This window comes from Streptomyces sp. NPDC007875 (assembly GCF_042868035.1).
Taxonomy (GTDB): domain Bacteria; phylum Actinomycetota; class Actinomycetes; order Streptomycetales; family Streptomycetaceae; genus Streptomyces; species Streptomyces antimycoticus.
The window spans coordinates 165,817-189,402 of the sequence record NZ_JBIADZ010000010.1 but is presented as its reverse complement, the minus strand read 5'-3'; the positions used below and the strand labels follow the sequence as shown (position 1 = coordinate 189,402).

At 72.6% G+C, this 23,586-nt stretch carries 16 protein-coding genes; 10 read left to right on the top strand and 6 right to left on the bottom strand.

Translation table 11 applies throughout. From position 1 onward, the window contains the following. Positions 1 to 15 precede the first annotated feature (15 nt). From ACFYOY_RS22425 to ACFYOY_RS22415, 3 genes are all read right to left on the bottom strand, one after another. A complete protein-coding gene (locus ACFYOY_RS22425) occupies positions 16 to 573 on the bottom strand; it encodes an isochorismatase family protein (RefSeq protein WP_351878595.1) in 558 nt (185 codons plus the stop codon). A 75-nt stretch (positions 574 to 648) separates the two neighbouring features. Next, positions 649 to 2,118, bottom strand: a complete 1,470-nt coding sequence (locus tag ACFYOY_RS22420) for an MFS transporter (RefSeq protein WP_388589051.1) — start codon at positions 2,116 to 2,118, stop codon at positions 649 to 651. Continuing rightward, complete coding sequence (locus ACFYOY_RS22415; RefSeq protein WP_351878589.1) at positions 2,115 to 2,630, bottom strand: MarR family transcriptional regulator; 516 nt, start codon at positions 2,628 to 2,630, stop codon at positions 2,115 to 2,117. Before ACFYOY_RS22415 ends, ACFYOY_RS22420 begins: the two co-directional genes overlap by 4 nt. A gap of 163 nt (positions 2,631 to 2,793) precedes the next feature. On the opposite strand from ACFYOY_RS22415, the gene ACFYOY_RS22410 reads away from it, so the two are divergent. The 10 genes from ACFYOY_RS22410 (at position 2,794) to ACFYOY_RS22365 (ending at position 16,893) form a co-directional block, all read left to right on the top strand. Then, positions 2,794 to 4,497, top strand: coding sequence for a hypothetical protein (locus ACFYOY_RS22410; RefSeq protein WP_388589048.1), 1,704 nt, complete (start codon positions 2,794 to 2,796; stop codon positions 4,495 to 4,497). Between the two features lie 735 nt (positions 4,498 to 5,232). Next, positions 5,233 to 6,075 (top strand): nitrilase-related carbon-nitrogen hydrolase, encoded by an 843-nt coding sequence (locus tag ACFYOY_RS22405; protein ID WP_351878583.1) that lies wholly within the window; start codon positions 5,233 to 5,235, stop codon positions 6,073 to 6,075. A 17-nt stretch (positions 6,076 to 6,092) separates the two neighbouring features. Further along, a complete protein-coding gene (locus ACFYOY_RS22400) occupies positions 6,093 to 7,457 on the top strand; it encodes an aspartate aminotransferase family protein (RefSeq protein WP_388589220.1) in 1,365 nt (454 codons plus the stop codon). Beyond that, entirely contained in the window at positions 7,454 to 8,857 is a 1,404-nt protein-coding gene (hydA, locus tag ACFYOY_RS22395; protein WP_388589218.1) for a dihydropyrimidinase, read from the top strand. The genes ACFYOY_RS22400 and hydA overlap by 4 nt, the downstream gene beginning before the upstream one ends. Positions 8,858 to 8,871: 14 nt before the next feature. Then, a complete protein-coding gene (locus tag ACFYOY_RS22390; protein ID WP_351878577.1) occupies positions 8,872 to 9,873 on the top strand; it encodes a TIGR03842 family LLM class F420-dependent oxidoreductase in 1,002 nt (333 codons plus the stop codon). A 143-nt stretch (positions 9,874 to 10,016) separates the two neighbouring features. Then, positions 10,017 to 11,567, top strand: coding sequence for an NCS1 family nucleobase:cation symporter-1 (locus ACFYOY_RS22385; RefSeq protein WP_351878574.1), 1,551 nt, complete (start codon positions 10,017 to 10,019; stop codon positions 11,565 to 11,567). Between the two features lie 87 nt (positions 11,568 to 11,654). Further along, the gene (locus tag ACFYOY_RS22380) at positions 11,655 to 12,692 is read left to right on the top strand and encodes a methyltransferase (RefSeq protein WP_351878571.1); all 1,038 of its coding nucleotides are present in this window, start codon (positions 11,655 to 11,657) and stop codon (positions 12,690 to 12,692) included. 114 nt (positions 12,693 to 12,806) lie between these two features. After that, positions 12,807 to 14,285 (top strand): MFS transporter, encoded by a 1,479-nt coding sequence (locus ACFYOY_RS22375; protein WP_351878568.1) that lies wholly within the window; start codon positions 12,807 to 12,809, stop codon positions 14,283 to 14,285. Between the two features lie 322 nt (positions 14,286 to 14,607). Beyond that, a complete protein-coding gene (locus ACFYOY_RS22370; protein WP_351878564.1) occupies positions 14,608 to 15,435 on the top strand; it encodes an inositol monophosphatase family protein in 828 nt (275 codons plus the stop codon). Between the two features lie 45 nt (positions 15,436 to 15,480). Continuing rightward, positions 15,481 to 16,893: an NAD(P)/FAD-dependent oxidoreductase gene (locus ACFYOY_RS22365; protein WP_351878562.1), complete on the top strand. Its 1,413-nt coding sequence runs from the start codon at positions 15,481 to 15,483 to the stop codon at positions 16,891 to 16,893. A 32-nt stretch (positions 16,894 to 16,925) separates the two neighbouring features. On the opposite strand, the gene hemC is transcribed toward ACFYOY_RS22365, so the two are convergent. From hemC to ACFYOY_RS22350, 3 genes are read right to left on the bottom strand one after another with little or no spacing between them, the layout of a single operon-like run. Next, positions 16,926 to 17,885, bottom strand: a complete 960-nt coding sequence (hemC, locus tag ACFYOY_RS22360; RefSeq protein ID WP_388589041.1) for a hydroxymethylbilane synthase — start codon at positions 17,883 to 17,885, stop codon at positions 16,926 to 16,928. A 30-nt stretch (positions 17,886 to 17,915) separates the two neighbouring features. Next, positions 17,916 to 22,517, bottom strand: coding sequence for an SAV_2336 N-terminal domain-related protein (locus ACFYOY_RS22355; protein WP_388589038.1), 4,602 nt, complete (start codon positions 22,515 to 22,517; stop codon positions 17,916 to 17,918). A gap of 3 nt (positions 22,518 to 22,520) precedes the next feature. Further along, entirely contained in the window at positions 22,521 to 23,516 is a 996-nt protein-coding gene (locus ACFYOY_RS22350; RefSeq protein ID WP_388589035.1) for an AAA family ATPase, read from the bottom strand. Positions 23,517 to 23,586: the final 70 nt, after the last annotated feature.

Sequence of the window (23,586 nt, the reverse complement as noted above, 5' to 3'; positions counted from 1 at the left end):
AGAGCAGGTTGATTCTCAGCCCAGCAGGCCGATGATCGCGTCGGTGGAGTCGGTCTCCCCGAGCCGGGGGAAGATCTTCTCGACGCTGTTGCGGTGCGCCTCGGCGTCCATGTCGGTCATGGCGTCGGTCGCCAGGGTCACGTGGTACCCGTGCGCGTACGCGCCACGGGCCGTGGACTCCACACCGATGCTGGTGGCGATGCCGCCGAGCACCACCTGGGTCACCCCGCGGCGGCGCAGCTGGAGGTCGAGGTCGGTGCCGTGGAAGGCGCCCCAGGTGTGCTTGGTGACCACGACGTCGCCGTCCTCGCGGCCGAGTTCCGGCACGAGGTCGGCGAAGTCGGCCGGGAACTGCCCGCCTCCGCCGCCCCCCTGCGCCTCGGTGCGGCCCGGCGCCCCGGCCACGACCCGGACGAGGACGACCGGCAGCCCGCGCTTGCGGAACGCGGCCGCCAGCCGGGCGCCGCGCTCGATGACCTCGGCGGTGGGGTGGACGGTGGGGAGTCCCGTGATGCCCTTCTGGAGGTCGACGAGGACCAGGGCGGTGTTCGGGTCGAGCGTGGTGGCGGGCATGGTGCCTCCTGGGGTGGGTCTGGGTCTGGGTCTGTGGGTCTGTGGGTCTGTGGGTCGTCTGGGGGAGGGGGATGGTCAGGTGCGGGTACGGGCGCGGGCGCGCAGGGTCCGGTCGGTGGCGGTCAGCAGCAGCACCGCGAGGCTGAGCGCACCCGCCACCATGGCGATGCCGTGCAGCCCGGCGGCGGTCGCCCGCTGCCCGTAGAAGAGCCCGATCAGCCCGGCGGCGGTGATCGCGCCGAGGTACTGCGAGGTGCGCTGCAGCCCGGCCGCCGCGCCGACGCTCTCGCGCGGGGCCTGGGTGTAGACGGCGGCCTGGTTGCCGGTCGAGGACAGCCCCTGCGGCAGCCCGAAGAGGACCGCGGCCAGCAGCAGCGCGAGAAGCGGGGTGGATTCGTCGGCGAGCAGCAGCACCCCGCTCCCCGCGGCGAGCAGGACGGCCGCGAGGACGAGCGGTGCGTAGATGCCCTTCGTACGGGCGCCGAGCAGTGAGCACACGGCGGCCGCGCCCGACATGGGCAGCATGATCAGACCGGCCCGGGAGGCGGAGTAGCCGTGCCCCTCCTCCAGCCACTGCGCGAATCCGTACATGACCATGTAGATGACCAGGTACGCCGTGCCATGGCGGAGGTAGGTGAGGGCGAGGGAGCGGTTGCGGCCGATCATCCGCAGATCGATGAAGGGGCGGGGCCGGCGCAGCTGCCACCAGGTCAGGACCGCCGCGAGGACCAGGACGACGGGCAGCAGCGCCCAGTTCGGCCGTTCCAGGTCCATCAGGAAGATCATGAGGGTGGTGAGGGTGCCCGTGAACAGCGCGATCCCGAGTGGATCGATGGCCGCGCCCGCCGTCCGCGCCCCGGCGTCCTCGCCGTCCGTTGCCATACGGGTCCTGGGGAGCCAGAGCAGCGCGAGGGCGATGCCGATGAGGGCCAGCGGCACATTGACCGCGAAGATCGCCCGCCATCCGGCCGTCGCGGTGAGCACCCCGCCCAGCACCGGCCCCACCGCCGCGCTGCCGAGCGCTGCGAGCGAGAGCCGGCCGAGCACGGGGCGCGGTGTCTCCCGCCCGGTGGCGACGGACTGGGCGCGCAGCAGTGCCATCGCCGCGGGGTACGCCGCGGAGGTACCGATGCCGAGCAGCACCCGCGAGGCGATCAGCCAGCCGAACGCGGGCGCGAGTGCGCCCACGAGCCCGGCGGCGCACACCACGAGCAGTCCGCAGAGGAAGATCCGGCGCGGCCCGAGCAGATCGGCGAGCCGCCCCATCGCGGGCTGCGCCACGGCGCTGGCGAGGTAGAGGGAGGCGACCAGCCAGGCGGTCCGGGCGGCGCCGACGCCGAAGTCATGGCCGATGGCCACCAACCCGGTGGCGATCATCGTGGAGTTGACGGGGTTGAGGACCGAGCCGATGAGCAGCGGGGCCATCAGCCGGGGGCCGAAGGGGTCGGCGGTGTCGCCGGGGCCGGCTGGTTCGCCCGGGACGGGGCTCGCGCCCGCCGTCCCGGTCCCCGGGGGTATGGCGGGCTTTCCCGCGGTGTCGGTCATTCCTGGACCAGCCGCTTGAGCAGATCGGTGGCCTCGGCCAGGGTGCGGCGCTCATCGGCGTCCAGGCGGGTGTCGATCGCGTCGAGCAGCCAGCTCTGCTTGGCCTGCCGTACGGATGTGATCGCCTCCCGCCCCCGCTCGGTGATCGAGAAGACCACCTGCCGTCCGTCGGTGGGATGCGGAGCCCGCTCCACCAGCGTCTGCTCCTCCAGCGCGGCCAGGATCATGCGCATCGACTGCGGCCGGACCAGCTCGGCGCGGGCCAGCGCGGCGGTGGTGGTCGGCCCCTCGGTGTAGAGCCGGCTGATGACCGCGCGCTGGGAGGGGGTGAGCGCCCCCTGCGAGGAGGCCGCCCGCATACGGCGCATGAGCTGGCTGACGACCGCGGCGAGGTCGACGGCGATCCGCTCCTCGGCCCGCGGGCCGGCCTCCGGGCGGGGGCCGGTCTCCGGGCGGGGCCCGGTCTCCGGGCGGAGGGCGGGCTCGGTGGGCGGGTGATCAAGCGTGGCCATGCCCTCACCCTAGAAGTTCGACAGATAAACTTGCAAGTTTGCCTGTCGTGTGCGGAGCAGGAAAAGCGCTCGTAGCGCAGCCGTAACCGATTCCGTAACACGCAGGGTGTCGAATGCGTGGCCTTGGGCCGTGCATCGTCCGAGGGGGAGGGGAGGGGAGGCCATGGCGAGCGGGCAACTCCCGGCCGAGGTCGAGGAGTTCGCGAGGTATCTGCGGGCGCTGACGAGGCGGCTGGACGCGGGGACGGGCTGGTACGGCGTCTTCGCCCTGCGCGACCCCGAGGGACTGCGGGCCTGCCTCGACGGCCTGGAGGTGCCGCCGTGGGACGTCGTCCAGTCCCTGCTGCAGGACCTCTCCACCCAGCGCGGCGTCGGTACCGCCCAGGAGGCGGCGGCCCGCGCTTCGACGCTCTACCGTGCCTCGGTCGCGGCCCACGACGCCGGGCCCGGCAGCCGCGAGGCGCTCCGGGACCGCCTGGACGGCATGCTCCGCGAGCAGCGGAACGCCGCCCGTCGTGAACGCGACCTCCAGGCGGCCGTGTCCGCCGCCGAGGGCGCGGCCGACCGCGAACGCCTCGGCGCGGAGCTGGCCTGGGCCCACGACGACTGGCGTCGCGCGACGGCCCGCACCGAAGAACTCCACGCCCGCCTCATCGCCCTCCCCACCGTGCCCCGCCCCTCCGGACCACCGGCCCCGGAGCCCGGGCCCCCTGCCGCCGCCGTGGCCCCGACGGCGGGCCCCAAGCCAACCGCGCCCACCCCGACGGCGGGGCCCACGCCGCCGGGCACCTTCGCGGGTGCTCTGGGCTCGGGTGCGGACGCGCCTATCGAGCCCGTCGCGCAGGGCTTGGGGCCCGCGCGGCCCGGGCCGCGCGGGGCGCGGTTTGCCGGGGTTGAGGAGGTGGGCGCGGTGCCCGGGCCGTCGGTCTCGGAGGCTGGGGTCGGGGCTGCCCCGGAGGCCGCGGTGGGGGCCACGCCGCCGGGCACCTCCGTGGGTGCCCCCGCGTTCGGTGTGGGTTCGGCCGCGGATGCGGCTTTCGACGCCCCCGCGCAGGACCGTGAACCCATGCCGCCCGCGCCCGCCTCTGCTTCCCCGCGGCCGCGCGGGGCGCGGTTTGCCGGGGCCGGAGGCGGGGGTACGGCGGTGCCGGTGCCGTTCTCACCTGCCCTGCCCTTGGCGGAGAGCGAAATGGAGGTCCCCGCGACTCCGCGCGGTGCTCGGTTCGCCGGGGCGTACGACGGCGAGGGCGGCGGCAAGCGCCGTAAGCGGGACAAGGCGGCGGACGACGGGCGGCGGCTCGCCCGGGAGGCGGCGGACCGCGCCGCTGCGCGACGCGCCGCTCAGGAGGCCGTCGCGCGGCTCGGTCGACTGCGGGCGGCGGGCCGCTCCGGCGAGGCCCATGTCGTGCTCTGCGAGGCCGCCGCCTGGCCCGCCCCACGGCTGCCCGTCCTCGCGGAGGAGCTGGAGCGCGCCGGACTTGGGGCCGATGTGTCCACGCTGCTGTGGGAGATGGCGTGTCTGCCGCCCACACGGCTCGCCGCAGCCGCCGAAGCGCTGGTCGCGGCGGACCGTGAGGTCGACGGCGAGCGGCTTTTACGGCAGAGCGTCTCGCGCTCTGCCCCCGAGGTCGCCCACACTGCCCAGGCGCTCCTCGCGGCGGGCGCCCCTCGCAGGGCCGCGTTTCTGCTGGAGGCGCTCGTACGGGCCCGTACGCCGGAGGAGGCGGCCCGGGCGGCGGCGGAGGACCCCGCCACGTTGGTGCCCCTGCTGCTCGACGCCGCCGCCGGTGTGTCCTCCAGCAGTCACCACGATCTCGCCCATGCGCTGCGCGTGGCGGGGCTGCCGGGTGCACCCGGTCCCGCCTGAGACGGAGACTGCGCCTGAGTCTGAGTCTGCGCCTCGGGTGGCGCTCGTTGGGGCTAGACGGGTGGCTCGGGCTAGACGGGTGGCTCGGGCTGGTCGGCTTGGTTGGGTGCGGCGCCGTTTCGCGCCTTCGGCGCAATTGAGCAGCGGCGGCGGTGGTGGGGGCCCGGCGCCGCTGCCGGGTGCCGGGTCGGTGGGTGTGGGCGCCGGTGGCGGCTCCGCTGGTCGGGGGCTGGGGTCGGCGCCGGACAGCGGGGAGGGGGTGGGGTACCCCTCGTGAAATCGTTTGACAAAGTAGTTGCTTCAGATCAAGCGTTTTCTCGGGGGTAACCCCGAGGGGCCGTCAGCCCGGATGGGCCTCAGCTCCGGCCACGGGAGCCGCCCCTGGGTCTGCCTCACCGGCCCGCGGCCGATTCCCCGGAAGCGCCACCGCCCCGGCGGTCCGGCACTGGCCCCGGCTTCCGGGCGTGGGTGCCGTCACCGGCGCTCGCGTCAACCGGCCCGGGGTCCGGCGGCGTGGCCCGCGCCCCCACTTCCGCCGCCGCTGGTCAATGGCGCCGAAGGCGCGAGACGAAACCCGCCCCCACCCAGCCGCCCCCGGCCGCCGCAACCCGACAAAACAGGAAACGTGATCGTCTTCGTTGAGTAACGGCGGCGGTATTGCCAGAGTGGTCAGTGCGCTCTTACGTTCTTCACAGCCGGATTCTACGTGCGTAGACACAGGTTGAGGAGCTGATCATGGCCAACCTCGTACGTGCCGCTCTCGTCCAGGCCACCTGGACCGGCGATACCGAATCGATGATCGCGAAGCATGAGGAGTACGCCCGGCAGGCGGCCGCACAGGGCGCCAAGGTGATCGGCTTCCAGGAGGTGTTCAACGCGCCCTACTTCTGCCAAGTGCAGGAGGCGGAGCACTACCGGTGGGCGGAGCCGGTGCCGGACGGGCCGACCGTGCAGCGGATGCGGGAGCTGGCGCGGGAGACCGGCATGGTGATCGTGGTGCCGGTCTTCGAGCTCGAGCAGTCGGGCTTCTACTACAACACCGCGGCCGTGATCGACGCGGACGGCAGCTATCTGGGCAAGTACCGCAAGCACCACATCCCGCAGGTCAAGGGGTTCTGGGAGAAGTACTACTTCAAGCCGGGGAACGTGGGCTGGCCGGTGTTCGACACCGCCGTGGGCAAGGTCGGGGTGTACATCTGCTACGACCGCCACTTCCCCGAGGGCTGGCGCGCGCTGGGCCTGGCCGGGGCGCAGCTCGTCTACAACCCCTCGGCCACCTCCCGCGGGCTGTCGGCCTACCTCTGGCAGCTGGAACAGCCCGCCGCGGCCGTCGCCAATGAGTACTTCATCGCCGCGATCAACCGCGTCGGCACCGAGGAGTACGGCGACAACGACTTCTACGGCACCAGCTACTTCGTCGATCCGCGCGGCCAGTTCGTCGGCGACGTGGCCAGTGACAAGGAGGAGGAGCTGATCGTCCGCGACCTCGACTTCGGTCTGATCGACGAGGTGCGGCAGCAGTGGGCGTTCTACCGCGACCGGCGCCCCGACGCCTACGAGGGGCTGGTGAAGCCATGAGCAGCAGCAGCGATGCCATGAGCAGCAGCGATGCCACGAGCGGCAGTGGTGCCGGGAGCGATGCCGACCGCGGTCCCCACGCGGCCCTCCACGCACGGCACCAGGCCGTGCTCCCCGACTGGCTCGCCGTCTACTACCAGCGCCCCATCGAGATCACCCACGGCGAGGGCCGCCATGTCTGGGACGCCGAGGGCAACCGCTACCTCGACTTCTTCGGCGGCATCCTCACTACCATGACCGCGCACGCCCTCCCCGAGGTCACCAAGGCCATCAGCGAGCAGGCGGGCCGGATCCTGCACACCTCCACGCTCTACCTCGACCGGCCCATGGTCGACCTGGCCGAGCGGGTCGCGACCCTGTCCGGCATCCCGGACGCGCGGGTCTTCTTCACCACCTCCGGCACCGAGGCCAATGACACGGCCCTGCTGCTCGCCACCACCTACCGCCGCTCCAACCAGATCCTGGCGATGCGCAACAGCTACCACGGCCGCTCCTTCTCGGCCGTCGGCATCACCGGCAACCGCGGCTGGTCGCCGACCAGCCTGTCCCCGCTGCAGACGCTGTATGTGCATGGCGGGGTGCGCACCCGGGGGCCGTTCGCCGGGCTGTCCGACGGGGAGTACATCAAGGCGTGCGTCGCCGACCTCGAGGACGTCCTCGGCCAGGCTCACGGCAATGTCGCCGCGCTGATCGCCGAGCCGATCCAGGGCGTCGGCGGCTTCACCTCCCCGCCCGACGGGCTGTTCGCCGCCTTCCGCGAGGTGCTCGACCGGCACGGCATCCTGTGGATCACCGATGAGGTGCAGACCGGCTGGGGCCGCACCGGCGACCACTTCTGGGGCTGGCAGGCACACGACCGCTCCGGGCCGCCCGACATCCTCACCTTCGCCAAGGGCATCGGCAACGGCATGTCGATCGGCGGTGTCGTCGCCCGCGCCGAGGTCATGAACTGCCTGGGCGCCAACTCCATCTCCACCTTCGGCGGCAGCCCCATCACGATGGCCGCCGGTCTGGCCAACCTCACCCACCTGGTCGAACACGATCTGCAGGGCAACGCCCGCCGGGTCGGCGGGCTGCTGATCGAGCGGCTGCGCGCCGCCTGCGCCGGTCTGGACACCGTGCGCGAGGTCCGCGGCCGGGGGCTGATGATCGGCATCGAGCTGGTCGAACCGGGCACCGGCGACCCGTACCCCGAGGGCGCGTCCGCCGTCCTGGAGGCCGCGCGGGAGGGCGGGCTGCTCATCGGCAAGGGCGGCGGGCACAACAGCAGCGTGCTGCGGATCGCCCCGCCGCTCAGCCTCACCGTCGCCGAGGCCGAGGAGGGCGCGGAGATCCTCGAGGCCGCCCTCAAGACCACCCGGTCCGGAAGGAGCGTGAGCTGATGTCCCGTACCGTGATCCGTGGCGGGCTGGTCGTCACCGCCGCCGAGGAGACCTTGGCCGATGTGCTGGTCGAGGACGGGAAGGTCGCCGCCCTCGCCTCGTCCGGCAGCGCGTACGCCCAGGGCTGGACCGCCGACCGTACGATCGACGCCACCGGCAAGTACGTCATCCCGGGCGGGGTCGACGGGCACACCCATATGGAGATGCCGTTCGGCGGCACCTACGCCGCCGACACCTTCGAGACCGGCACCCGGGCGGCGGCCTGGGGCGGCACCACCACCATCGTGGACTTCGCCATCCAGACGGTGGGCCACGCGCTGCGTGAGGGGCTGGACGCCTGGCACCTCAAGGCGCGGGGCAACTGCGCCATCGACTACGGCTTCCACATGATCCTCTCCGACGTGAACGAGAGCGCGCTCAAGGAGATGGATCTCCTGGTCGGGGAGGGCGTGACCAGCTTCAAGCTGTTCATGGCCTACCCGGGGGTCTTCTACAGCGACGACGGGCAGATCCTGCGGGCCATGCAGCGCGCCTCCGCCAACGCCGGGCTGATCATGATGCACGCCGAGAACGGCATCGCCATCGACGTCCTGGTGGAACAGGCCCTGGCCGAGGGCAGGACCGACCCCCGCTACCACGGTGAGGTCCGCAAGGCGCTGCTGGAGTCGGAGGCGACCCATCGCGCCATCCAGCTCTCCCGGGTGGCCGGCGCCCCGCTGTATGTCGTCCATGTGTCGGCGCAGGAGGCCCTCGCGGAGCTGACTCAGGCGCGTGACCTGGGACTTCCGGTCTTCGGCGAGACCTGTCCGCAGTATCTGTTCCTGTCCACGGACAACCTCGCAGAACCGGACTTCGAGGGCGCCAAGTACGTGTGCTCCACACCGCTTCGGCCCGTCGAGCACCAGGCCGCGCTGTGGCGGGGGCTGCGGACCAACGACCTCCAGGTGGTCTCCACCGACCACTGCCCGTTCTGCTTCACCGGGCAGAAGGAGCTGGGCCGGGGCGACTTCTCCAAGATCCCCAACGGGATGCCGGGCGTGGAGCACCGGATGGACCTGCTCCACCAGGCCGTGGTGGACGGCCATATCTCCCGCCGCCGCTGGATCGAGATCGCCTGCGCCACCCCGGCCAGGATGTTCGGCCTCTATCCGCGGAAGGGCACCATCGCGCCCGGGGCCGACGCGGACATCGTCGTCTACGATCCGGCGGCCCAGCAGACCCTGTCCGCCGAGACCCACCACATGGACGTCGACTACTCGGCGTACGAGGGCAAGCGGATCACCGGGCAGGTCGAGACCGTGCTGTCGCGCGGTGTCCCCGTCATCGACCGGCGGGAATACACCGGGCGTGCCGGGCACGGCCAGTTCCTCATCCGCGACACCTGTCAGTACCTCAGCTGAGCCAGGGAGCGAGCATGGACTTCGGACTCGTCCTGCAGACCGATCCACCCGCCTCTGCCGTCGTCGAGCTGATGCGCCGCGCCGAGCGCAACGGCTTCGGCTACGGCTGGACCTTCGACTCCGCCGTGCTGTGGCAGGAGCCGTTCGTCATCTACAGCCAGATCCTGGCCCGCACCGAGCGGCTGATCGTCGGCCCCATGGTCACCAACCCGGGCACCCGCACCTGGGAGGTGACCGCCTCCACCTTCGCCACCCTCAATGAGATGTACGGCAACCGCACCGTCTGCGGTATCGGCCGCGGCGACTCCGCGCTGCGGGTGGCCGGGCGCAAGCCCAACACCCTCGCCCGCCTCGGCGAGGCCATCGACGCCATCCGCGATCTGGCGGAGGGCAGGGAGGCCGTCGTGGACGGCAGCCCGATGCACATCCCCTGGATCGAGGACAGCAGGCTGCCGGTGTGGATGGCGGCGTACGGCCCCAAGGCGCTCGCGCTGGCCGGGCAGAAGGCCGACGGTTTCATCCTGCAGCTCGCCGACCCCTTCCTGACGGAGTGGATGGTCAAGGCGGTGCGCACCGCCGCCGCCGGGGCCGGGCGCGATCCGGATGCGGTCACCATCTGCGTCGCCGCCCCCGCGTATGTCGGCGACGACCTGGCCTACGCCCGTGAGCAGTGCCGCTGGTTCGGCGGCATGGTCGGCAACCATGTGGCCGACCTGGTCTCCCGCTACGGCGAGCACTCCGGCGCCGTCCCCGACTCCCTGACCGCGTACATCAAGGAGCGGCAGGGGTACGACTACGCGCACCACGGCCGCAGCGGCAATCCGGACACGGCCTTCGTCCCCGATGAGATCGTCGACCGGTTCTGCCTGCTCGGCCCGGCCGAGGCGCATATCGAGAAGCTGGAGCGGCTGCGCGCCCTGGGGGTGGACCAGTTCGCCGTCTACGCGATGCATGACGCGAAGGAGCGCACGCTCGACGCGTACGGCGAGCGGGTCATCCCCGCGCTCACCGGCTGACGGTCCAGCCGCGCACCCGCACCCGTAGCCCGCACACCACATCTGCCGGCCGGCCCACCACCACCGGCCGGCCCCCGGGCCCCGCACGGCCCTCGTTCGTTCCGCACTCCCCGACACCTTCCGTACGAACGAAGAGGGTCCCCATGACCGCTACCGCACCGCCCCCTGCCGAGCCGGACCCGGTCACCCCCCGCCCCGACGGCCGGGTGGAGCTGCCGCCCGGTGCGACTCTGGACGACAACCGCTTCAGCAACGAGGATCTGCGCCCGGTGCCGGTGGCCGAACGCCGCTGGACCACCTATAACTTCAGCGCGCTGTGGGTGGGCATGGCCCACAACATCCCCTCCTGGACGCTGGCCTCCGGTCTGGTCGCGCTCGGCATGGACTGGAAGCAGGCCGTCTTCACCATCGCCGTCGCCAATGTCGTCGTCCTGCTGCCGATGCTGCTCACCGGCCACGCCGGGCCCAAATACGGCATCCCCTTTCCCGTGCTGGCCCGCGCCTCCTTCGGGCTGCGCGGCGCCAACCTCCCGGCGCTGATCCGCGCCGCCGTGGCCTGTGCCTGGTTCGGCATCCAGACCTGGATCGGCGGGCAGGGCATCTACATCCTGCTGGGCAAGGTCGTCGGGGGCGGCTGGGAGAGGGCCGGGGAGATCGCCGGCTACCCCTGGACGCTGTGGCTGTGCTTCCTCGTCTTCTGGGCGCTGGAGCTGGCCATCATCTACCGCGGCATGGAGACTCTGCGCCGCTTCGAGAACTGGGCCGCGCCCTTCGTCCTCGTCGGAGCCGTGGTGCTGCTGGTGTGGATCGCGGCCAAGGCGGGCGGCTTCGGCTCGCTGCTCGACCAGCCCTCCCGGCTGGGCTGGGGCAGCGACTTCTGGCCGGTCTTCTTCCCCGCCCTCATGGGCATGATCGGCTTCTGGTCCACCCTCTCGCTGAACATCCCCGACTTCACCCGCTTCGGCGCGGGGCAGCGGGCCCAGGTGTGGGGCCAGACGCTGGGGCTGCCCACCACCATGACCGCCTTCGCGCTGCTGTCGGTCCTCGTGACCTCCGGCTCCGAGGCGGTCTACGGGGAGCCGATCTGGGATCCGGTGGCGCTCGCGGGCAAGGCCGACAATGTCTTCGGCCTGCTCTTCGCGCTGGTCACGGTGCTGATCGCCACTGTCTCGGTCAATATCGCGGCCAATGTGGTCTCGCCCGCGTACGACCTGGCCAATCTCGCGCCGAAGTTCATCACCTTCCGTACCGGGGCGCTGATCACCGGCATCGTCGGGGTGCTCATCTTCCCCTGGAAGCTCACCTCCACCCCCGAGCTGTACATCTTCACCTGGCTCGGGGTGGTCGGCGGACTGCTCGGCACGGTCGCGGGCGTCCTGATCGCCGACTACTGGATCATTCGCCGTACCGTTCTCGATCTCGTCGATCTGTATCGGCCCAAAGGGCGCTATTGGTATGCATCCGGCTGGAACTGGCGGGCGGTCGTCGCCTTCGCGGTGGGCGGCGTGCTCGCGGTGGGCGGTTCCGCCTCCCAGCCCGGCAAAGGGCCTTTTCCCAAGGAAGGGTTAATTCCGTTTCTGCGGCCGCTCGCCGACTATGGATGGGCGGTCGGACTCGGGACTTCATTGGTGCTGTATACGGCCCTGATGCTGCCCGTCGGGGCCCGGAGAACAAAAGACACTCCCGCTCCCTGAAACCTTCGAACATGGCTACAATCACCTCGGATTTTGTGCTCTGATGTGCCGCCGGCTGAACGACTCCTTGCCAGAGAAGGGTTGGGCATGACGCAAACCGAGGTACCGATAGAAGTGGAGCTCAGAGGGCTCTACAAGGCCCACTATCGGTTTCAGTTCCTGAGCGCGGGATTCCAGTTGGGGCTCTTCGCGCTGGTGGAGAAGGAGCCCGGTCTGGCCGTGCGGGAGATCGCCGCACGGCTGGACCTCAAGGAGCAGCCCACCCGCATCCTCCTTCTCGGCTGTACGGTATTCGGGCTTTTGCGCAAGGACGGCGCGGGTTACCACACCACCCCGCTCTCGAAGCCGCTGACCGCAAACTTCGACGAGGCGCCCGCCTCCAACATTCCCTGGGAACAGCACGGTATCTACCGGGCGATGGCCTGGTTCTGCGAATCCCTCAAGGAAGACACCAACATCGGTCTGCGGCGGGAAATTCCGGGAACGGCGCCCACCCTCTACGGGCGGCTCGCCGAAAATCCCGAGCTGGAGACCACATTCCACACCATGATGTCGTCGGTGAGCAGGCTCGTGGGCGCCGAGCTGGGGGAGAAGCTGGACCTCTCGGGGTGCGGCCACCTGCTGGACATCGGCGGCGGAACGGCCATCAACGCCGCCAACCTCGCCGCCCGCTGGCCTGAACTGCGCATCACCATCGCCGATCTGCCCTCCGTGGCCACCGCCGCCAACGAGAAGATCGGGAAGCTCGGGCTGGCCGACCGGGTGCGGGCGGTGAGCCTCGACGCCTTCCACGACGAGTTCCCGACCGGCTGCGACGGAGTGCTCTTCGCCCACTTCCTGGAGATCTGGTCCGCCGAGCGGATCCAGGAGCTGCTCGCCAAGGCCGCCCGCGCCCTCCCGTCCGGCGGCGGGATCTACGTGGTCACCCCGCGCCAGGACGACGACGGCACCGGACCCGAGCGGGCGGCGATGCTGTCCGCCTACTTCCACACCATCGCCTCCGGCGAGGGCATGGTCTACACGGGCGCCGAGTACGAGCGGTGGTTCCGCGCGGTGGGCTTCGAGCCCACCGGACGGCTGCCCCTCGGCGCGGACACCGTCGTGATCACCGGCCGCAAGGCATAGTCCGGAACCAGGCGAGGCACCCCCGGCGGGCGGACCCTTCGATGCGGAGGTCGCAGCGGTCCGTGCGCCGGGGCATGACCCGCCCCGATCGGGAGGCGAACCATGGCCGGCTCCATGAGCCAAGCCACTCCGGGCGACGCGGGCAGCGAGGGAGACGGTCCGCCGCCGCGCCACCGCCACAAGTGGCTGATCCTGGGGATCTGCTGCATCAGCCTGTTCATGGTGGGCCTCGACACCACCATCGTGAACCTCGCACTGCCGTCCATCCAGGACGATCTGGACGCCTCGCCGTCGGGGCTGCAGTGGACGGTGGACTCCTACACCGTGGTGCTCGCCAGCCTGCTGATGCTCTCCGGCTCCATGGCCGACCGGTTCGGCAGGCGCCGGACCTTCCAGACCGGGCTGCTGCTGTTCAGCCTGGGGTCGCTGCTGTGCGGGCTCGCCACCGACACCGGTTCGCTCATCGCCTTCCGGATGGTGCAGGCCATGGGCGGGGCCATGCTCAACCCCGTCGCGGTCTCGATCATCGCCAACACCTTCACCGACCTCAAGGAGCGGGCCAGGGCGATCGGGCTGTGGGGTGCGGTCGCGGGGGTGAGCATCGCGCTGGGGCCCGTCGTCGGCGGTGCCCTGGTGGACTCGACGGGCTGGCAGGCCGTCTTCTGGGTCAACCTCCCGGTCGCCGCCCTCGCCCTCGTCCTCACCGCGCTGTTCGTCCCCGAGTCCAAGGCCCCGCGGCCGCGCAGGCTCGATCCGGTGGGACAGCTGCTGGTGATCGCGCTGCTCGCGACGCTCACGTTCGGCATCATCGAGGGCCCGGTCAGGGGCTGGGGCTCGGCGCAGATCGTCGGCTGCTTCACGATCGCGGCCATCGCCGCCGCCACCCTCATCGGCTATGAACTGCGCCGCGCCGAACCGCTGCTGGACGTCCGCTTCTTCCGCAGCCCCTCCTTCAGCGGCGCCATCGCCTCCGCGGTGTGCGGCTTCGCCGCGCTCGCCGGGTTCCTCTTCCTCAACGCCCTGTATCTGCAGGACGTACGGGACTTCTCCCCGCTGCACACCGGGCTGCTCACGCTGCCGATGGCGGCCATGACGCTGGTCTCCTCACCGCTCGCGGGCCGTATCGTCGGCGCCCGCGGCCCGCGTATCCCCATGGTGATCGCCGGAGCCGGTACGGCGGGGTGCGGGCTGCTGCTGACCCAGGTGGGCGCGGACACCCCCATCTGGTACCTCGTGATCGCCTATGTGGCGTTCGGCATCGGCTTCGGCATGCTCGACGCCCCGCTCACCTACTCGGCCGTGTCCGGGATGCCGCGCTCCCAGGCGGGGGTGGCCGCCGCGGTCACCTCCACCGGCCGCCAGGTGGGGGCGGCCCTCGGCGTCGCCGTCCTCGGCTCGGTCTCCACCGCCCGCGTGCACGGTCCCTTCGCCTCCGGCTTCCCCGAGGCCAGCCATCTGGGCTGGGCGATCATGGCCGGCTGCGGTCTGGCCATCGTGACCCTGGGCCTGGTCACCACCGGCTCGCGGGCCCGCGGCCCGGCGGAGCCCAGCCCGGAACCGGCCACCGGCCGGCCCGCCGAGCGCGTGCGCTGATCCCTGTCCGGCGCCGGGGGTGTTCCTGTGCCGCCCCTGGCGCGCGGCGGCGCGTCCGTCCCCGGGCCCCTGGCGCCCGGCGGCACGCTGGTTCCCGCGCTCGCGGCGCCCGGCAGCGTGCTCGTTCCCGGGCCCCGGGCACCTGGCAGCGCGTCCGTTCCGCGTCCGCGGCGTCCGGCACCGCGCCTGTCCCGTAGGTCGGCGGGGTGAACCGGGATGCCGGGCGAAAGGGGTTGTGCGGCGGTCGCTCCCTTCACCTCGATGACACCGCCTGGCAGCCGCTATGCCACCTGCCGTCGCTGAGACATGGTTCGATGAACGCATGATCGATGAATTTCTCGCCGGTGATCTCGGCGCGGTGGAGGAGGCGATCCGCACGGCGGTCGCCGACGAGGTCATGCCGCGCTACCGGCAGCTCGCCGCCCACGAGATCGTGGAGAAGAAGGGCCCGCACGACCTGGTGACCACCGCCGACCGGCAGGCCGAGGAGCAGCTGACCGACGCCCTCACCAGGCTGCTGCCCGGCTCCGTGGTGGTGGGCGAGGAGGCGGTGCACGCCGACCCGGCCGTGCTCACCGCCCTCGGCGGCGACGCGCCCGTATGGATCGTCGACCCGGTCGACGGCACCCGGCAGTTCGTCCACGGCGACCCCGGCTTCGCGACGCTGGTCACCCTCGCACACCGCGAAGAGCTCCTCGCGTCCTGGACCTACGCCCCGGTGTTCGACCAGATGGCCATCGCCCGCCGTGGCGGGGGCGCCCTGCTGAACGGCGAGCCGATCCACTGCGGCTCCCCGGAGCCCGGCGCGGTCCTCCACGTCGCCGTCTCCCACTACGACTTCACCACCGACGCGGAGAAGCGCGCCCTGTCGGGCCTGCAGGTGCCGGGAGTTGAGGTGCGCCCCTGCGGTTCGGCCGGTCTGGAATATCTGAACGTGGCCCGAGGGCTGCTCGACGCCGTCGCCTTCACCTGGGAGAACGCCTGGGACCACGCCGCCGGTCTGCTGCTGGTCGGCGAGGCGGGCGGGGCACATGCCACGCTCAGCCGCGAGCCGTTCCGGATCACCGGGGGCAATGCCCTTCCTTTCACGGCGGCCAGGGACGAGGCGGCCGTTGCGCATATCCTGGGCTTGCTGGCCGCCGCCGGCTGATCGTTCGACTGATTCCTCAAGGACGAGGGGGCCGAGGTGCCGTCCATGCTCGACGCGGTCGTTGTGGGTGCCGGGCCGAACGGGCTGACCGCGGCCGTCGAACTCGCCCGCCGCGGCTGTGCGGTGGAGATCTTCGAGGCCGCGGACACCATCGGCGGGGGCTCCCGCACCGAAGAGCTGACTCTCCCGGGCTTCCGGCACGACCCCTGCTCCGCCGTGCACCCCCTCGCCATCGGCTCCCCGGCCTTCGACCGGATGCCGCTCGCCCGGCACGGCCTGGAGTGGCTCCACCCCGAACTCCCGCTGGCCCACCCCTTCCCGGACGGCTCGGCCGCGGTGCTGGCCCGCTCGGTCGGCGAGACCGCCATGTCACTCGGCCCGCGCGACGCCGGCACCTACCGCCGGCTGATCGCGCCCTATCTGGGCAAATGGGCCACCCTCGCCCCCGATATGCTGCGCACCCCCTGGGACGGAGTGCCCCGCGACCCGATCACCTGGGCCCGCTTCGGGCTGCACGCGCTGCAGCCGGTCTCGCTGCTCGCCGGGCCGCTCCGTTTCCGTGACGAGAAGGCGCGCGCCCTGTTCACCGGGCTGGCCGGGCACGCCATCGCGCCGACCAGCGCGCTGGCCACCGGCGGACCCGCCCTGATCTTCGCCGTCGCGGCCCATGAGGTCGGCTGGCCGATTCCGCGCGGCGGCTCCCAGTCGATCGTGGACGCGCTGGGGGCGTATCTGCGGGAGAACGGCGGGACGATCCACGTCTCCACCGAGGTCAAGCGGCTCGACGAGCTGCCGCCCGCCCGCGCGTACATCTTCGACACCTCGCCGCGCGCCCTGGCCCGTATCGCCGGTCTCGGCAACGCCTACCGCCACTACCGCTACGGGGCCAGCGCCTTCAAAATCGACTACGCGCTCTCCGGCCCGGTGCCCTGGACCGCGCCCGAGGCCCGGCGCGCGGGCACCGTCCATGTCGGCCCCACCTCGGGCGAGATCGGCGCGGCACTGCGGGCCGCGGTCGAGGGGCGCGACCCCTCCGTCCCGTTCCTGATCACCTCTCAGCCGACCCTTCTCGACCCCTCACGGGCCCCGGAGGGCAAGCACACCTTCTGGGCGTACGGCCATGTGCCCAGCGGGTGGAAGGGCGACGCCACGGAGGTGATCGAGCGTCAGCTCGAGCGCTTCGCCCCGGGTTTCCGCGATCTGGTCCTGGCCCGCGCGGTGGCCGGACCGCCCGAACTCGCCGCGCGCAACGCCAACTACATCGACGGCGACATCGCCTGCGGCGCCTTCGAGGGCATCCAGGCGGCCATACGGCCCAAGCTCGCCCGCGTCCCGTACGCCACCGCCCACCCGGCGGTCTTCCTGTGCTCCTCCGCCACCCCACCGGGGCCGGGCGTCCACGGCATGTCGGGGCACCACGCGGCGCGGGCGGTGTGGCGGAGGCTGCGGGCGCGGTAGGGCCCGGAGGCCCGGACGGCGGCGGAGCTGCCTCAGTGCGGGATGGTGTCGATGACCTCGCGGGCGCCCTGCCGCAGCAGCGCCACCGCGACCGACGTGCCCAGGGTGGCCGGGTCCAGCGGGCCCGCCCACTCGTGGGCGTCCAGCACCGTCTTGCCGTCCGGGCTGAAGACCCGGGCGCGCAGCGAGAGCCGGCCGTCGCGCTCGGCCTTGGCGTAGCCCGCGATGGGGGAGTTGCAGTGCCCCTGCAGCACATGCAGCAGCATCCGCTCCGCGGTGATTTCCTTCCAGACGTCGGCGTCGCCGAGCCCGGCCACGGCCTCGATCGTCTCGGTGTCGTCCTCGCGGCACTGCAGCCCCAGCACTCCGGCCCCGATGGGCGGGCACATGGTGTCCACCGGCAGGATCTCGCTGATCCGGTCCGTACGGCCGATCCGCTCCAGCCCCGAGACGGCCAGCATCAGCGCGTCGCACTCGCCCGCCGCCAGCTTCTCCAGCCGGCGGTTGGCGTTGCCGCGCATCGGCACGCACTCCAGCTGCGGGTGGGTGATGGCGAGCTGGGCGACGCGGCGGACCGAGGAGGTGCCGATCCGGGTCCCCGCGGGCATCTCGTCGAGGGTCAGCCCCTCGGGGTGGATCACCGCGTCCCGGATGTCGTCCCGCTTGAGGTACGCGGCGAAGACCGTGCCCGCGGGCAGCGGGCGGTCGGCGGGCACGTCCTTGATGCAGTGCACCGCGAGGTCCGCCTCGCCCGCCAGCAGCGCGGCGTCCACCTCCTTGGTGAACGCCCCCTTCCCGCCCAGCTTCGACAGATCGCCCATCCAGCGGTCCCCGGAGGTGGTGACCGGCACGACCTCCGTACGGATACCGGGTCGCAGCGCGGCCAGCTCGGTGCGGACCCGCTCGACCTGGGCGAGGGCCATGGGGGAGGAGCGGGAGACGATGCGGACGAGATCGGCGGAGCCGTGACCGGAGTCGGAGGCGGAAGACATGGCCTAGAGGATAGGCCCTCGGCGTGGGCGCTATGTTCCGGCCCCGGGGAACCCCTCCGCGACCAGCGCCGCGAGATCGAGGTAGGCGTCGAAGGTCCTGGGCGCCAGTTGCTCGAGGTCGATTTCCCTCCCAGCGGCCACATGGTCGTCGTACGGCACGACGACCACGTCGCGGCAACGGGCCCGGAACTCCGTGACCGGGTCTTCCCTCGGGTCGGGCTGGGATGTCTCGTGTGATGTGCTGATCACGGTGATGGCATTTCGTGCCAGGTCCGCGTGGCCGTCCTCGGCCAGCCGGTCCAGGATCGTATGCGCGCTGTTCGTGAGTTCCGCGGACGGGGTGGTGACGATGATGAGCTGGTCGGCGAGGTCGAGCACGCCCCGCATACCGGTGCGGGACGCGCCGGCGTCCGAGTCGGCGAGAATGATCGAGTAGTGCCTGCTCAGCACCCCGATGACGCGGCGGTACTCCTCGTTGGTGACCGGGACTCGCGGGGTTCCCAGGCTCCTTTGGTCATAGTCCCCCGCGAGGATCTCGAGTCCGGACGGCTTCTGTGTGGTGAATGGCTCCAGGGACGGATGGTCGTCGGGAAGCGGATCGCTGTGCGCCAGATCACGGATGGTCGCCCTGGTCTCGTGCCGAACGCGACGGGTGAGACCCCGGCCGCCGGGGATCGCGTCGACCGCGAGGACGTGCTCCTCGCGCTCGCTCGCGAAGATGGCGCCGAGCGCGAGGGTCGTGGCGGTCCGCCCGACCCCGATCGGGTGGCTGATCACCGCGATGCGGTGGCAGACCGTCAGGTCCCTCAGGATCACCTCCCGTTTACGTTGCCGCCGGGCACTTCTGCCGAATCCGGCGTTCCGGAGAATGGTCGTCAGACGGCTGGGGCGCGCGGCGCGGGCGGGCGGGTCCTCGGGCTGTTCCGGAAGCGGCACCTGAGGGCCAGGGACGGGCGTCTCCGGCGCCGGGTCGTCCGGGAGTTGGGCGCCTGTCGGGAGTTGGGCGTCCGTCGACTCGAGCTCGTACAGCGTCTCGTGGCCGGACGTCGGCGTGGTCGACAGGCACCGGACGAAGACGTCCGCCACCCGGCCCGCCGACGGTCGCCTGCCCGGCCGGTCGTCCAGACAGGCGGAGATGGTCGAGAGCAGCTCGGGGTTGCGCCACAGGTCCATGGTGCGGATGAGCTCACCGGTCGGCTGCGCGTCGCTCAGATCGCGGAGGATCTGGCCCAGGGCGTAGACGCTGTCCGCGGCGGTGGGAGCGCCCGGGAGGCGGTCGCCGACACTCGCCTCGGTCCAGCCGATCAGCTTCACCGTGCTGTCGGTGACGAGCACGGTGTCCGCCGTCAGGGTCCCGGGCACGACGCCCTTGAGCGAGCACATGTTCACCGCCTCGGCGATGCGGAGGCCGATGGTGGCGGCGCGCTCGGCGTCCAACCGGGGCGAGCCGTCGGGCCTTCGGCCCATGAGCGAGGACAGCGGTGGGGCCGGTGAGCCGTCGGGCAGCCGGACGCATTCCACCACGAGCCCCGGAGGGTTGAGCGAGGAAGCGTCGACGAAGAGCCGAGGGGCATAGTGCCCGGCCATCCGCCGCAGCGCGTCCGCCTCGGCCCGCAGTCGCCGCCCGATCCCCCGGGCGGTGCCGCCAGGGGCGACGCGTATCACCACATCGTTCGACGCGCCCGGCCGACGGGCCAGATAGACGCCGTACCCCTGACTGCCGCCCAGCCTGCGGTAGGCCCGATACGCGTTGATCGACGGCAGGCCGCTCCTGGGCTCCGGGCGGGAGACGCGAGCGGAGTCGGGTGGCGCCGACGACGGCGGGGTCGTCAAGATATCCGAACCGCAGGTATCGCAGAAGCGGTCGTCCGGGGCAAGCGCACTGCCGCACTGCGCGCAGACGATGGGCCGCTCGGTCCGGGGGCGTCGGGCGCGGGGCTCCGGTGTTCCGGCCTCCGGCCGGAAGTGCATGAGGAACTCCCAGACCTCGTGCGCGGTGTGGCCGTGGGGCCTCTCCCGGCACGACATCACCAGGGTGCGGAGCGGCTCCCAACCGGCACTGCTCCAGCGCGGCATGAAATAGAGCCCCGGGGCGGGCCGACGCGTCGACGCCCCGCCGCCGAGGCTCACCAGGATGTCGCCCAGCGCCCTGACGTTGTCCTGGGGGGTGGGCGGGCGGTCGCCGCCGAGTGCCGGGGACGGCACACCGTCGATGGACGCCGATGACCAGCCGGTCAGGAGGATGTCCGCCCCGGCGACATGCACCGTGCTGATGCTGAGGTCACCGTGCACCATGCCCGCCTCCTCGGACAGCCGTACCGCGTCCGCGACTTGGCGGGCGAGCGCGAGGGCGGTGAGCCCGTCCCACCGCCCGGGGTCGGTACGGGTGGCCTCGTCCAGCCGGTCGTCCCATCGCTCGGCGTCGCCGCGCAGGACGTCCAGCCGGTCGTCCCATCGCTCGGCATTGCCGCGCAGGACGTAGTCCAGCCGGTCCCCGATGAGGGCTTCCTCCGCGAGCCACGGAACGTCGTCGCCCAGCCCCGTGCGCAGCAGACGGCGGGTGTAGCGCCCGTCCATCCGGCGCAGTGCCTCCGCCTCCACGCCCAGCAGGTCGGCGGCCCGCTGTCCGCGCAGATGGCGGGCGATCCGGACGATGGCCGCCGCACCGTAGGCGTCCTGGCCCAGAAAGGGATTGACCCGCGCTCCCGGCGGCCCGGCCATCGTCAGCCGGTACGGCCCGAGCACGTATGGGTCACCGGGTTCCGGGCGGCGCCACTCCTGCGCCGCGGTGGGGGTCGCGAACGCCGACGGCAGCGACGGCGCCCCCAGCCGGGCCGCCAGCCGTCGCTCCACCGAGCTGAAGGGCCGGGCGCCGGGCGGGAGCCGATCGGTGCCGCGCGCGTCGGCCAGCCAGGCGGGGAAGTCGGGTGAGCGGCCCGCCAGTTGCTCAAGACGGCGGCCGATCAGCTTGCTGGTCGCGACCAGTTCGGACAGCGGCACCGCGCCCAGCAGGGCCCGCTGCGCCGCGTCGGCGAAGGCGAAGGGACGGTGTTCGGGCGGCAGCGGGTCCGGTCCCGCCGAGGCGGGCGGTGCGACGGGGCGCATCAGGCCGCCCAGGAACACCTCGGCGAGACGTCCGGTGTCGGTCCGGCCGTCCACCGCCTTCTGCACCATCCGCATCACCGGCACCGGCAGCGGGGCCACGGCGGCCAGATGGGCCGCCAGCCGGTATGCCTCCGGGGACGCCGCGTCCCGGAAGCGCTGGACACGGCTCAGCTCATCGGCCGGGGTCGGAGCGGCGGCCGGGCTGGGGGCGGTGGCGGCCGGGGCGGGGCGGGGGCCGCCGCGCCCCGGGTCCAGCAGCGGCAGCACGGCCGTACCGCTCGCGGAGGCGATCAGCCGGGCCCAGTCGGCCAGCGGTCCGGCGTCCGGTTCCAGCACCGGCACCGGCACCCCCTCGAACCGCGCCAGGGCGGCGGGCAGCACCGGATCCGCGACCGTCCAGTCCGTATTGGCCGAGCCCGGTCTGCGGGTCCGCACCTGCCAGCGCCGCGCCCGGATCCCGGAGCCCTCCCACAGCCGGGGCGGCAGCGCGTGCACCACCGCCGTGGGGCCGACCCCCGCCCAGCGCGCCAGCACCTGGCCCATCCGCCCGTCGCGCCACGCGGCCCCCACCCCGTCGCTCACCACGAGCACCAGCGTGTGCCCGGAGGGGTCCGAGAGCGCCGTCGTGGGGAGCCTGGGCGCGTCCGGGGCGTAGGGCCGGGCGCGCAGCGCGGGGGCGCCGGTGCCGCGCGTGTGCAGCCCGAGGACGCGTACGACGCGGAACGCGCCCGAGCGCTGCAGCACCGTGCGCAGTTCGACGGCGAGCCGCCGCCACAGCAGCATCGACATCCCATCGTCGATGACGAGCGCGAGATCGAGCCAGCGCTCGCGGGCGGGGCGGGTCACCACGTCCGGCAGACCGGTCTCGGCGAGCGCGGTGGCGGTGGCGGCCTCGTCGAACTCCCGCTTGAGCGGATTGGGGCGGTGCTGTTTGAGCGGGCGCAGGGCCCGGCCGATGGACAGCTCCTGGTGCAGCGCCTTGTCCTCGGGCACGCGCAGCGGCAGTGCGCGCCGGGCGTCGGGCGGCGCGATGTCCGTATCGGGGCCCTGGCTTCCGCCGTACAGGCCGCGCAGCCGCTGATCGCCACGGGGGCGGGACTGGTCCGGCGGGTCGTCCGAGCGCCCCTTCGCGGGGGCGGACGGCTGGGCGCCGGGGCCGCCGGCCTCGGGGGTACGGGCGGGGGCGGTCGGCTCGGGGGCCGGCTGGGCGGACGCGGCCGGGGAGGCCGTGGCGGCGGGACGGGCGGGCTCGGGGCGCGTGGCGGGCAGCGCCGCCCCGCCACCTGTCACCGCGCGGGCCAGGGGTGCCCAGTCCACGCCGTCCTCGGGCAGCCGGCCGGCCAGCCAGAGCGCGTCGAGCAGCTCCTCCCTGGACAGTTCGAGACCGCTGGAGGCGAGGACCACCATCGCCTCGTCGAGCCGTCCCAACCGCTCGGCGCCGCCCTGCCCTGCGCAGTCCTGTCCGGCGCCGCCCTGCTTCGCGCCGCTCGGCTCGGCGCCGCCCCGCCCGGCGTCACCCCGGCCCATGGGTCACACCGCCCCGCCCAGCCGGTGCAGCACCGCTTCCAGCAGCCCGTCCGCCGTCACGTCCATGCCGCCCGCCCGCAGGAACACGGCGTTCAGCAGCTGGTCGGTCGCCAGCTCGCGGGCCGCGCGCCGACGGAGGAAGGCGTCCAGCAGCTGATCGACCTCCTCCAGCGCGTCCTCCCCCAGATGCGCGGTGACGATCGCCCGCAGCCGCCCCTCGTCGGGGGTGGGCAGCTCCAGCCGTACGCAGCGGCGCAGGAAGGCGGGTGGGAAGTCGCGCTCACCATTGCTGGTGATCACCACGACCGGGAACTCCTCGCACATCAGCCGGCCCCGACGCACCGTGGCCCGCTCGCCCGCCCGTGCGGTGAGCACCTCCACCACCGACTGGTCCTCCGGCAGCCGGGCCAGCTCGGGGATTTCGAACTCGCCCTCCTCGAAGACGGTCAGCAGGTCGTTCGGCAGGTCGACATCGCCCTTGTCGAGTTCGTCGACGAGCAGCACCCGGGGGCGTTCGTTCGGCACCAGCGCGGTGCCCAGCGGCCCGAGCCGTACGAAGCTGCCGATGTCGGGCTCGGTCTCGCCACGGTCGCGCGTCAGGGCCGTCTCGCGCAGCCGCCCGATCGCGTCGTAGCGGTAGAGCGCGTCCTGCACGGTGGAGCGGCTGTTGACCGGCCAGCGCAGCACCTCGCCCAGCCCCATCTCATGCGCGACCGCCCGTGCGAGCGAGGACTTGCCGGTCCCCGGGCTGCCGGTGACGAGCAGCGGGCGCCGCAGATGGAGGGCGGCGTTGACCACGTCGGCGTGTTCGGGCGAGATGAGATACGGCGCCGGGCCCGCGGAACCGGAAGCGGACGGCGCCTGCTCCCCGTCCCCGCCGGGCGCCGTCTGCTCCCCGCCGCCGAAGTGGCGCCACGGCGGGGCGGGTGGCATCTCCACGCGCCGGGGCACGCCGTCCCCCCGGAACAGCCGCCAGTCGTGCCGTTCCCGTGGATTCATCGGGGATCCTCCCTTTCGGTCCGCCTCAGCGGACATCGCGCGCCTCCTGCCGTCATCACGCCCCGCCGTT

Bases quoted from the DNA above. Each gene is read 5' to 3' on its own strand.
- ACFYOY_RS22425 (WP_351878595.1), bottom strand. From the start codon at position 573: ATGCCCGCCACCACGCTCGACCCGAACACCGCCCTGGTCCTCGTCGAC.
- ACFYOY_RS22420 (WP_388589051.1), bottom strand. From the start codon at position 2,118: ATGACCGACACCGCGGGAAAGCCCGCCATACCCCCGGGGACCGGGACG.
- ACFYOY_RS22415 (WP_351878589.1), bottom strand. From the start codon at position 2,630: ATGGCCACGCTTGATCACCCGCCCACCGAGCCCGCCCTCCGCCCGGAG.
- ACFYOY_RS22410 (WP_388589048.1), top strand. From the start codon at position 2,794: ATGGCGAGCGGGCAACTCCCGGCCGAGGTCGAGGAGTTCGCGAGGTAT.
- ACFYOY_RS22405 (WP_351878583.1), top strand. From the start codon at position 5,233: ATGGCCAACCTCGTACGTGCCGCTCTCGTCCAGGCCACCTGGACCGGC.
- ACFYOY_RS22400 (WP_388589220.1), top strand. From the start codon at position 6,093: ATGAGCAGCAGCGATGCCACGAGCGGCAGTGGTGCCGGGAGCGATGCC.
- ACFYOY_RS22390 (WP_351878577.1), top strand. From the start codon at position 8,872: ATGGACTTCGGACTCGTCCTGCAGACCGATCCACCCGCCTCTGCCGTC.
- ACFYOY_RS22385 (WP_351878574.1), top strand. From the start codon at position 10,017: ATGACCGCTACCGCACCGCCCCCTGCCGAGCCGGACCCGGTCACCCCC.
- ACFYOY_RS22380 (WP_351878571.1), top strand. From the start codon at position 11,655: ATGACGCAAACCGAGGTACCGATAGAAGTGGAGCTCAGAGGGCTCTAC.
- ACFYOY_RS22375 (WP_351878568.1), top strand. From the start codon at position 12,807: ATGAGCCAAGCCACTCCGGGCGACGCGGGCAGCGAGGGAGACGGTCCG.
- ACFYOY_RS22370 (WP_351878564.1), top strand. From the start codon at position 14,608: ATGATCGATGAATTTCTCGCCGGTGATCTCGGCGCGGTGGAGGAGGCG.
- ACFYOY_RS22365 (WP_351878562.1), top strand. From the start codon at position 15,481: ATGCTCGACGCGGTCGTTGTGGGTGCCGGGCCGAACGGGCTGACCGCG.
- hemC (WP_388589041.1), bottom strand. From the start codon at position 17,885: ATGTCTTCCGCCTCCGACTCCGGTCACGGCTCCGCCGATCTCGTCCGC.
- ACFYOY_RS22355 (WP_388589038.1), bottom strand. From the start codon at position 22,517: ATGGGCCGGGGTGACGCCGGGCGGGGCGGCGCCGAGCCGAGCGGCGCG.
- ACFYOY_RS22350 (WP_388589035.1), bottom strand. From the start codon at position 23,516: ATGAATCCACGGGAACGGCACGACTGGCGGCTGTTCCGGGGGGACGGC.